This window comes from Alphaproteobacteria bacterium, assembly GCA_018063245.1.
Lineage (GTDB): Bacteria > Pseudomonadota > Alphaproteobacteria > JAGPBS01 > JAGPBS01 > JAGPBS01.
Map to the genome: position 1 here is coordinate 26,092 of JAGPBS010000020.1, position 11,036 is coordinate 37,127.

Sequence of the window (11,036 nt, forward strand, 5' to 3'; positions counted from 1 at the left end):
CTACCGTACGCCCGTGGGCCATATAATAACACGCACTGTTTGCAAGAGAATGGTCAGATCTAAAAACAAACTCCGGTTTTTTGCATAATAGAGATCATAACACAATTTTTCTTTTGCATCTTCAAGTGAGGCACCATAAGGATAATTAATCTGAGCCCATCCTGTAATGCCTGGTTTAACAACATGTCTTTCTTGATAATAGGGTATTTTTTTTGCAAGATCACTGACAAAAATAGGTCTTTCTGGTCTTGGTCCCACAAAACTCATATCACCTTTTATCACATTCCAAAGCTGAGGTAATTCATCAATTCTGGTTTTACGTAGAATACGACCAATACGCGTTATCCGATCATCATTTTCAGCCGCCCACTTCGGACCAGATTTCTTTTCAGCATCTATATTCATACTTCTGAGCTTATAAAGCTGAAAGAGTTTCCCTTCAAACCCTACTCTTTCTTGAGAAAAGAGGGCTGCACCTCTTGATTCAATCTTGATACAAATTATCGCAATAATGATAATCGGAAGCGTCACAACAAATAATAAACAAGCTGTTACAAGATCAAATACTCTTTTAATGGCGTCATGCAAAAAGCCAAAAGTGAAACCATCTGTAAACACAAAGCCAGACATATTCAGATGTTCAACTTCAATACGACCTTTTTCTTGCTCCACGAAAGATTGAAAATCATATATTTTATAACCCTTTAGCTTTAGATGCAAAAAAGCTTCTAGAGAAATGCCTCTTTTATCATCAGGTGCAAAAACAATCTCTTCTGCTCTGAATTGACGGAAAAGCTCGGCAAGTTTTTCTAGTTTAAAATCATCTCTTGCTATAGACATAAAGGCAGGCATTCCAACAGTTTCATCCTTCACACCAATAAATCCAACAAATTTAATACCATGCATGCTTGGGCTAGCAAAAAGCTCATTTAATCTTTCGGCCATTTTTCCTGCACCAATGACCAATATTTTTCGTAAAAACCGCATCGCAATCGTTTGCACATAAATCATCCGGACTAAAAAAAGGAAGAAACCAACAATAAACACACGAATCATCAAGACCCAACTTGGATAATAAAGCATACCGCTGGTCATATGGAATACAATCTTGTTAATACAGGCTGCAATAATCAGCAAAAGACCAATGGCAAAGAGAAAGCGAACCGCCATGATTTTTCGATTCGTTGTAATGTCTTGGTTATAGAGCCCGAGAGACATAAAAATCAATATAATCAAAAATGAAAAAGCAATGCAAATGAGAAAATAATGCTCCTCTGCAGCCAAAAGGAGAGTCTCAAAATTTTGATACACAAAAAGGGTTAGCAAACAAAATTCTAACAGTGCAAGAATAAAAGCATTCGTTGAAATACTATGCCGAAACAAACGAATCATTTTTGGGGCCATCTCTCTTTGTTAAAGATTTTTTTGTAGATTCTACTATTATATAAAGAATAACTATTAAAAATACATTGAATATTCGAGGCCTCTTGTGAAAATTCTAACATTTAGCACTTTATACCCAAATAAAAATCAACCGAATAACGGTATATTTGTTGAAAATAGACTGCGTCATTTATTAAAAGACACAAAGATACAAGCAATCGTTGTCGCCCCAGTTCCTTGGGTTCCAAGTTTTTTCAAAAAATCAAAATCATATGGTTCGTTTGTATCAATCCCTAAAGTAGAAACACGTCACAACATCACAATTCACCATCCTCGTTATCTTGTGATTCCTAAAATTGGCTGGTATATCACGCCACTCTTTATGTATCTCGCAACAAGAAACCTCATCAAACAATTACACACAAAAGAAAAATTTGATCTGATTGATGCGCATTATTTTTACCCTGATGGCGTTTCTGCAGCTGCTCTTGCTCAAAAACTCAAACTTCCCTTTACCATTACAGGCAGAGGCACAGATCTAACTTTAATACCTAAATACTTTCTACCCCGTAAAATGATTGAATGGGCGAGCAAAAAAGCCAACGCTCTCATCACTGTGAGCAGGTCACTCAAAGATATCCTGATTGACCTTCATATCAATCCCGACAAAATAATCTCACTCAGAAATGGTATTGATTTACAAACATTTTACCCACTTAAAACAAACAATGCCGCAAAGGTATACTCACTCCCTACTCACAAAAAAATCATCCTTTCTGTCGGACATCTCGTTGAAAACAAAGGCAATGAATTCACAATTCGGGCTCTTGGGAGTCTACCTCACGACTTTCATCTGGTGCTTGCAGGCTCAGGCCCAGAAGAAACAAAACTCAAAAAAATTATCCATGATCTGCATTTGAATGACCGCGTTACTTTTCTGGGGCAAGTTCCACACCACGATTTGATCAAACTCTACAACGCTGCCGATTGTCTGATTTTGGCATCAAGCCGTGAAGGATGGCCAAATGTTCTTCTTGAAGCGATTGCCTGTGGATGTCCGGTTGTATCAACCCGCGTAAATGGAACGCCCGAGATTATTCTAAAACCAGAGGCAGGCATTCTGATTGATGATCGAAAACCCGAATCCATTGCCAAAGGGATTCTAGAGCTCTTTAAAAACTTACCTTCTCGCGCCGAAACAAGTTCTTACGCAAAAGACTTCACCTGGAAAGAAACATCACTGGGCCAAGAAAAAATCTTCAAAAAAATTTGCAAAGAGCATAAAGAGAAGAGAAGCTGACATAAATTCAGCATGACTTGTTGTAAGCTATTTTCTTAATTAACTCATCAGGTGTCATCTATTGAATTAGAGAATCGTCATTCAGAGTCGCCTCACTAAGAGGCGACGTGGAATCTCATTAAATTAGAAACTTAACGCAATTCTTATTGAAAATAACAGAGACTCAGAGCCCTCCATTAGGAGGGCTCTGAGTGACGGTTATATAATCTAATAACTCCTTTCAGGCTCTTTAATGACCAAGCTGACTTGCCAATCGGCACCAAGTCTCAGCTGCGAAAAGCGCCTCTTCTCTGGTTGTATCCCACCCCATTGATATGCGCAAAATAGAATTTGTCATTGTTTCATCAAAGCCCATCGACTCTAAAAAGTCGAACTTTTTCACTTTACCGCTTGAGCAAGCTGATCCACTTGATACACAGATACCTTCTAAGTCAAAGGCAATCACTTGCTTTGCTGATTCCACACCTGGCATGAAAAGACAGGTTGTGTTCGAAACGCGGCTATGCCCCTTGCCTAAAATCAAAGCACCCGGCACTTTACTTAAAATCACAGATTCCATCTCATCGCGGATCGCTTCTAAAGCTTCAAACTGATGCAAACGCTCACCGGCTTCAATTGCAGCTGCACCCATGCCGACAATGCCAATCACATTTTCAGTACCGCCTCTGAATGATTTTTCTTGCCCGCCTCCAATGACCAAAGGACGTGGATCAAGCCCTGGGCGCCTCACCAAAGCACCAACCCCTTTTGGGCCCCCAAATTTATGGGCTGAGACAAAATAATAATCTGCATTGATTTGATTCAATGATACAGGAATCCGCCCTGCTGACTGCACCACATCGCAACAAAAGACAGCGCCATATTGATGACAGAGAGCAGAAATCTCAGCAACTGGATAAATCGTGCCGAACACATTGTTCACTTGCATCACGCTGACAACAACTTTCTCTTTTGCATCAGCACTTTTTTTCAATTCTGCTTCAAGTTGTGCCAAATCAAGCACGCCTTCTTTTGATGCTAGAATATGAACAACCTCGGCATCTGTTGCTTCAGCTGCTCTATGCGCAGCCACATGTTCAACGGCTGAGAGAATAATTTTATCCCACTGCCCTTCACGCAAAATCATGTTAAAAGCTTCTGTTGCGCAGCTTGTGAAAATAATGTTTTCAGCCGATGTATCTAAAAAAGTTGCCAGATGATGCCTTGCCTTTTCAAGTGAAGCTCTCACCTTTTGGCCCATCTGATGAATAGAAGCTGCATTCCCAACCAGATCCATCGCTTCCACCATTGCTGATTTCACGGATGGAAAGAGCGGGGTTGTCGAATTATAATCCAGGTAAATTGGCTTTTTCATCTGATCCTCTATATTGCTCATCAATCAATATATGATACCTTTTTGCCTTCACGAGGTAAAGATTAATCCCTCACGGCATTAGGACCACTCCATGAAGAATGAATAAGAAGAAAAATCTATTGAGAAACGTCTCTAAGTACTGACCTCTCCACGTCACTCAGAGCCACCTCCTTAGCCTCCCAGCACAAAGTGCGCAGGAGGTAGGGGGCGTGGAGTCTCATGGAATCAACAACTTAGTGCAGTTCTATATTGAAACATTGCAGAGACTCCACGGGCGCTCCGTCGCAGCAAGGCTGCAACGCGAGACCCTCTGAGTGACGGTGAGAGGCAAGCACACAAGGCCTTTATAACTAAAAATTTTCATGAGGTGGCTCTGCTCACTACATCAAGCACTTCAAATTGCGGTGCAATTTCAGAAATATAAGCAGGCAACAGAATATTATCACCTTTATTATTGGGATCAGACGAGTAATACAATGCACGCAAATTTTTCAACACCAGCTTTGTATCATGCAACTTCTGCAGCACTGGATAAATCAAACCCTGATTGATATAAAGCTGCTCTATATTCGGTGCAGCCTTTAGCAAAACAACCCAAGCAGTCGCATCCAAATTCTTATATCCATCCAAACGACAATAGGTCAGATGAGGAAGATCAAAAGCCTCTGTGAAGATTTCTCCACATGGGTTTTTCACAAGAGAGCTCTTGATGGTCAATCTTTCAAGCTTTTTTGCGTGACTCAAAAGGGCACCTAAACAAATAGGGTGAATATCAACATGCAGTAGTGACAAATTCGTCAATTCACCTAATGCATCCTCTTCAAGATTAGAGACAATCCACTCGTCTCTGCCGTCAAATTTGATATTCTCTAGATAAAGTTTTTGAAGCTTGACCGCATTTCTAAAGAAACGCATTAACATAAGGTCATTCATCTTGAGATCTTGCAAATGAAGCGCCCGAACATTTTGTAAAAAAGGCTTCTCAATCCAAAAATATCTATTACTATCATATGTCAAATTAACCATCTCAATCCGAACCTCTTCCAGCTGAGGCATCTCGAAAAACCAAGGTATAAAATCATGAATGCTAACCGGAAAGTAATTTTCAACAAAACCTCCTCGTTTATACACCCTCTCAGTACTAAAGCCTCCTTTAAAATCGAAACGACGCATATTCGGCATTTTCGGCAGCTTTGCAAAGCTAAGTATACTACTAGGTGTCTGTTTATGCGAAAGATGAGCCAATTGAGGAGCTGCCTGTAAAAATCCCCTGAGAACAGTCCAATCAAAACGCGAATCTCTCACAATCAATTTCCTTAATGATACAAGAGAATCACTGGGAAGAATTTTATTAAATTCCCTCAATTTATCGCAATTCTTAAGCTTCAACTGCTGAAGAGAGGGAGCAGCCTCTAAAATCGTCAAAATATCTTGAGCGCATAAGCTAAATGCAGCAATACTCAGATTGAGCACAGATCTCATTGCATGTGCTGGCAACTCCAATACACCAACCACTCCTTCATCATTTCGATTATATGAAGCCAAATGCAATCTTTCTAAATGTGGCATCATGCGACACAAGTGTGAAAAAATTTCTAAATTCAATTGAGTATTGATACAACACTTAAAAACACGTAAGGCTGGTAAGGTCCCAGACAATCCTTTTAAAAAAGCCTCAGGAAACATATACATGGATAGCTTTAGATAATAAAGATTCTGAAAACAACTCACGTTACAATTGAGAGCAGCTGCTCCAATCAACATAAGGCTTGAGATTTTTGGAAATAATAAAGGGAATGCTTCTTCTTGTAAAACCCCGACAAGCTCTTTTACGATAACAGGACCTATCGAGCGACACTGTGGCATCTTCTCATTGATACTTTTCCAATGTTCACTCGTTAATGCTTCAGGCTGAACCTCTCCAGAAACATAACGAAATGGTTTAAAAAATAATGCCGAATTCGTCAGCAGACGATCCGCTCTCAAAATCATATCAAGCAGCGAATTCCGATACTCTATATTCTGAGGTGTTAGAGGAGATGCCTTGTATATATTTTCAAAACAAGGGAATAAGAAAAAAGCACAAACCTTACGCATATTGATGGCTTGCTCACCCAAAAAAGGCAAGATATGAACCCAAGGAGTTGAACCGACTCTTAAAATGGATGACTCTTGCGCATCTACATTTTTAATCATGCTCAAGGAAACAGATTGATCCCAATGAAGAAACTCGTAACTCAGAGTCTGGTTGCTTAAATATAGTGTTGTACATGTCATTATTCACTTACCTTCTTGTTAATATTATTTGATTCAAAGAATCGTCATTCAGAGTCGCCTCCTTAAGAGGCGACGTGGAATCTCAGCAATACTAAACCACAAGGCAATTCTTGTTGATACATCCCAGAGACTCCACGGGCTCTCGTCTTCGCCAAGGCTTCTACGAGAGACCCTCTGAGTGACGACGCTATTTTTCTTACAATAATTCTCTAAATCAAAAATCACAGTTGATGACGCACTTTGAAAACAATCATAAACTTACTCACCCGTTTGATTTGTCTATTGTCACATTCGGAGCAACGCGCTGAATAATTTCCACAAGCCTTGCCCGCACCTCAGGTGTGACAGATTTATACCAAAAATCCACCTTTTTCAAGCTTGAAAGAGCTCCTGTCTCGAATAGATTCAAAGCAAACAAGTAGCGATCAGGAACTTTGAGCTTTTCTAAATTTGGCGCCGCTTTTAAAAAAGAAACCACTTGCTCTTGGCTAAGGCAATCATTTTTATAAGAAGACTCGCTTGACTCAAGCGATTTAAGATTTGACATTGAATTGGCTGGTAAATCAAATGACGGACCCTTTTGTCTGAGCAAATAAGAATGTCTAAAAGTAAAATCCTCAAGCTTTGTGGCACGTTTCAAGATTTCATATAAATCTCTTTCTGTGATCCTCACCGATTGCATCCATAGGCTTTGAAGCGACTGTAAAGCCTTTTCTTGCAATTCTTTTGATGCAAGTTTGATATGCCCACCATCAATCAAAATCCTTTGCAAATGCAGAGCATGATTGAAAAGAGCCGTTAAATAAGATGCAGGGATTTCGCAATCATAAAGATGGAGTGATGTTAATTTTACATAGGCATTGGCGAAGCACTGTTCAATGACAACACTTAACAGGTTTGCATTACGCATTGATAAATCCTCTAGATTCGGCATCTGTTCAAGCATATCCCAAAAAGGAGTCCCATCTTCGGTATTCGAAGCCGGGACAAAATGCGCACGCCTTATTTGCGGATAAGATAGATCTGCAGGCACTCTCTGGTCTACCCTCGCATGGTCTCCTGGCACCCAATTTAATTCTTCTAACTTTGGTGCTGCGCGACACAGGCCCCAAATATCATGAAAATTTTGGTCTGTATTCGTGATACTCATTTTTCTTAAAAAAGGCAGATCACCAGCCTCTAATGTTTTAAAAACGCCTTTGATCACTAAAAAATAAGTGAGCCGCAGCGATACCAAGTGACGCGCTGCCGCGATAAAATGTGCAAAGTCCTCGCTTGTCCAGTGCAGCCCTGTCATCTCACAGTTTTTCAAATTCAGCAATGAATTTGGCTCTATCTCAAAAGCACCCGTTAAAGAGTTGTTATTGCAATGAATTTTCCATGTCTCTAACTGCGGCATGGCTCTCAAAAGAGTGACGAGTAACGACAAATCTATAGATTGCTTATCACATAATTTCCATTCAAAACACCTTAAAGTGGAATGAGAGAGCCTATCCAAAAAATCAAGATTCACATATTGGGGCGCAAACAATAATTTTAGCTTCTGTAAATTTGGTAAAATCGCTTGATTCAAGATATGCCCAAAATCAAAGTTTAAATCTCCATGCACAAGACTTTGCACCAATGATAGCCACTGTGAATCTGCAAATATCTGAGGATCAAACTTCACGCGTGGCAAAGCGGTTAATCTTGCCATCCGTGGTAAAATCAAATGTAGGTCAAGTGATGGAATAAGCGGCTTTGAATATTTATTCAAAGACAAACTGACATTTGTCAATGACTCTGTCCTTGCACGAAGAGCTTCCCGAAATCCTTCATCGCGGGATGATAAGTGTATCGGAGATCTCTCATAAAGGGTCTGAAAATCAGAATACAAAAAGAAAGAACATACCTTTCGCATATTGATAGCCTCTTGGCCCAAATAAGATAGAATCTCAGACCATAGGCCTTTCACCTCTCTAAAAGTAGCAGAATCTTGGGATGCTTTTACCATGTAAGGCACAGCATTTGCGCCATTGAAATTCCTGTATTCTTTCGCTTCCGTATCGTAATAGAGCGTTGCATATATTATTGTCATTTAGTTTACCTTATTCATTTTACTTTTATTATCTTAGCCTAACACAACCAATCGCTCTCATTTAAGCAGAGGTCATCCTGAATTTATTTCAGGATCTCATCGTTATCATAGAAAGATGCTGAAACAAGTTCAGCATGACCTGTTTATTGTTCATTATGACTTATATTAAGCTCCCCAACGCTTTCATTTCTAAATTCGGAGCCACTCTTCTCACCATTGGCATGACCTCATCAAGCTCTCTCTCTGTTAAATGCAAAAGTTGTTGTATTATTTTTAATTTTGGAAAATAGCCATCTGGGGCATTTTCAAATAAAGAGAAATATTTTCTGGGCATAGAGAGTGTTTCGAGTTGCGATGCGACTCTTAAAAAAGCCAAACACAGCTCTCGTGTTATTGATTCAGCGACAAATAAATTCTTTAAATTTGGTAATAAATGCTGGGAAAGCACAAAGGCATCTTCACCTTCAGCCAGTTGAACACCTATAGCACCCAAATCCAAATCTCTCAAATTCAGCATTTTTTCAAAAAGAAGAGTTAACTCTCTTGTTGTCGTATTCACAGCATGTATCGATAAATGAGTGAGCTGACTCAAAGCCCCTGCTTCCAGATTCTGAAACATCCATTCGGATGTTGAATTTCTCCACACCAACGATGCCAAACCTTTTGCCCGGTTCAGCAAATTTGTAAAATATGCGCCATCAATACAAGCATTTATCACACAAAGCGATGTCAGCTTTGTAAATGCATCCTCCTTCATATCGGCCTTGCCTATCGCAAGCCCTCTCAGCGCCAAGCTTTTCAGTTCAATCATTTGCTCAATCAAGTCAAGAAAAGAATCTCGCGGGGAACCTGACTTTAAAGTCATTCCTTTTACAAACAACTCTTTCACTGATGGATAAAGATTAAGTCGCATTTGCATGTCTTCACCCTCCTCATCCATTGGCTTGTATTGAACATTAAGCTTTTCCAAATTCGGCACTGCCTTTAAAAAACATTCCACATGTTTCCTTGTCAAAGCATTCAGCCAAATTTTTGCAACACGCAGTTGCGATAAATCCATTTCTCCAAGAGTTTCTATAGCCTCTAATGCCAAATCACATCCAATTAATGTCAGATCTTGAATAAAGGGCGCGGCTGCAAACAAAATCCTCAAGTCAATTGGATTGATCCTGGAATCTTCTATATGCAAAACTTTTAATGCTTGTAGCGATTCTGGCTCAAGTTCAACTGTGTCTTCCTCTAAAGATAACACACCACTTAAATAAAGCTTCTCTAATAAAGGCACTTGCCTTAATACTCTGAAAATATCACTAATCTTAATGCCACTATAATGACCTTCCTCCTGTGAGATAAAACCATGCAGCTCTAAACAACGTAATGAATACATCAATTTTAAAGGCAATTGATCAAGTCCACTCGACATCACAGCAGCTTCAAATTTTAATTCCCTCAAAGCTGGGAATCGATCCTGATTCAAAAAAAGAGTCCAGCGAATCGGACTCAAATGAGAGAGGATCTTCGTAATTGGCAATATCGGAAGTGCCTCGCTTTCCAGCCTGTCATAATCCGATGGCATGTAAATATAGAGCGTTGACAATGAGTGAAGCTTTGGCATTTTTCGGGCAATGAGCTCAATCTCTTTCACACAAATACAACTCTCTTTTAACTTGTTATCTTGAGGACTTGTGCTGACGCTTACATTTGTAAAAGATACAGGCGTTTCTACCATTCTGGAATTCATCAGTTGATGAAAAGGATTCATCCAAAACTGATCAGCCTTAGGCTCAAGAGGAGATCTTTCATAGTAGGGCCGCAAACGCTCATCTCTAAAGTAAGTTGAGACCTGACGCATATTCAAAGCATATTGCCCCAAATAATCTAATACAAGAGGCCAGACATTTTCATATCTAGCGGAAATCATTAAAGAATCAGACTCTTTAACAACTGATAAAGCCTTATCCCAATTAAAAACACGAAACCAACCATCTTTGTCATCAGGAAATCCTGTATCTAAATAAATCGTTGCCATTTTAATTCTCCAGTATCGTGTTTGTTATTTTTATCCTGAAAAAGAAAAATTGTCAAAAGGAAAGGCAACTTTATTTACTCTACCCCTTTGTCGCAACATTCGGCGCAATCCGCAGAAGTTTTCTGTACTTTTTCTCTTGGCCCGGTTTAGAACAAGTATTCTTATTGCCATAAAACACTTTCAGCTCAGACAAAAAACCATCTGGCAAGTCACTAAAATGCTTCAGGAAATAATAAGGAAGAACCAATTTCTGCAAATGCGGCGCTGCCTTTATAATGCTTAAACAATCATCCGCTGATAAAGCCGTAAAGGTGTCCCACTCTCTTGTGAACTCAACCAGTTCTGGCAATGATCCCGGTGCAAGCATTAAAGATGGATTCTTTTCTGTAATCAACAATATAACCTTCAGTAAAATTAAATGCTGAAGATGAGGCGTCCTTTGCAAAAAAGCATCCAATATAGAGGGCTCTAATTTCACATTCCTAAAATCAAGAGTTGATAATTGACACAATGCTTGCTCGTTCAGATATTCAAGAGGCGAATCACAAACAGAGTCGTTCCAAAAGAGTGATTTTAAGCTCGTCGCAGCGTTAAAGAGCGATCCCAAATATGATCC

Annotated in this window: 7 protein-coding genes; 1 reads left to right on the forward strand and 6 read right to left on the reverse strand. The window is 39.5% G+C overall.

What is annotated here, in order from left to right; genetic code table 11:
- Complete coding sequence (locus KBF71_04175; protein ID MBP9877514.1) at positions 1-1,404, reverse strand: TIGR03013 family PEP-CTERM/XrtA system glycosyltransferase; 1,404 nt, start codon at positions 1,402-1,404, stop codon at positions 1-3.
- Between the two features lie 64 nt (positions 1,405-1,468).
- Between KBF71_04175 and KBF71_04180 the strand changes: the two genes are divergently transcribed.
- A complete protein-coding gene (locus tag KBF71_04180; protein ID MBP9877515.1) occupies positions 1,469-2,683 on the forward strand; it encodes a glycosyltransferase family 4 protein in 1,215 nt (404 codons plus the stop codon).
- 229 nt (positions 2,684-2,912) lie between these two features.
- Here the strand turns inward: KBF71_04180 and KBF71_04185 are convergent, their stop codons facing one another.
- The 5 genes from KBF71_04185 to KBF71_04205 all read right to left on the reverse strand — a co-directional run.
- Positions 2,913-4,037 carry a cysteine desulfurase gene (locus tag KBF71_04185; protein ID MBP9877516.1) on the reverse strand — a complete coding sequence of 375 codons (1,125 nt, stop codon included), beginning with the start codon at positions 4,035-4,037 and terminating at the stop codon, positions 2,913-2,915.
- 360 nt (positions 4,038-4,397) lie between these two features.
- Complete coding sequence (locus KBF71_04190; GenBank protein MBP9877517.1) at positions 4,398-6,314, reverse strand: hypothetical protein; 1,917 nt, start codon at positions 6,312-6,314, stop codon at positions 4,398-4,400.
- A gap of 262 nt (positions 6,315-6,576) precedes the next feature.
- A complete protein-coding gene (locus tag KBF71_04195) occupies positions 6,577-8,391 on the reverse strand; it encodes a hypothetical protein (GenBank protein ID MBP9877518.1) in 1,815 nt (604 codons plus the stop codon).
- Between the two features lie 160 nt (positions 8,392-8,551).
- The gene (locus KBF71_04200) at positions 8,552-10,420 is read right to left on the reverse strand and encodes a hypothetical protein (GenBank protein MBP9877519.1); all 1,869 of its coding nucleotides are present in this window, start codon (positions 10,418-10,420) and stop codon (positions 8,552-8,554) included.
- 79 nt (positions 10,421-10,499) lie between these two features.
- On the reverse strand, positions 10,500-11,036 hold a 537-nt coding region (locus KBF71_04205; GenBank protein MBP9877520.1), incomplete at its 5' end, for a hypothetical protein.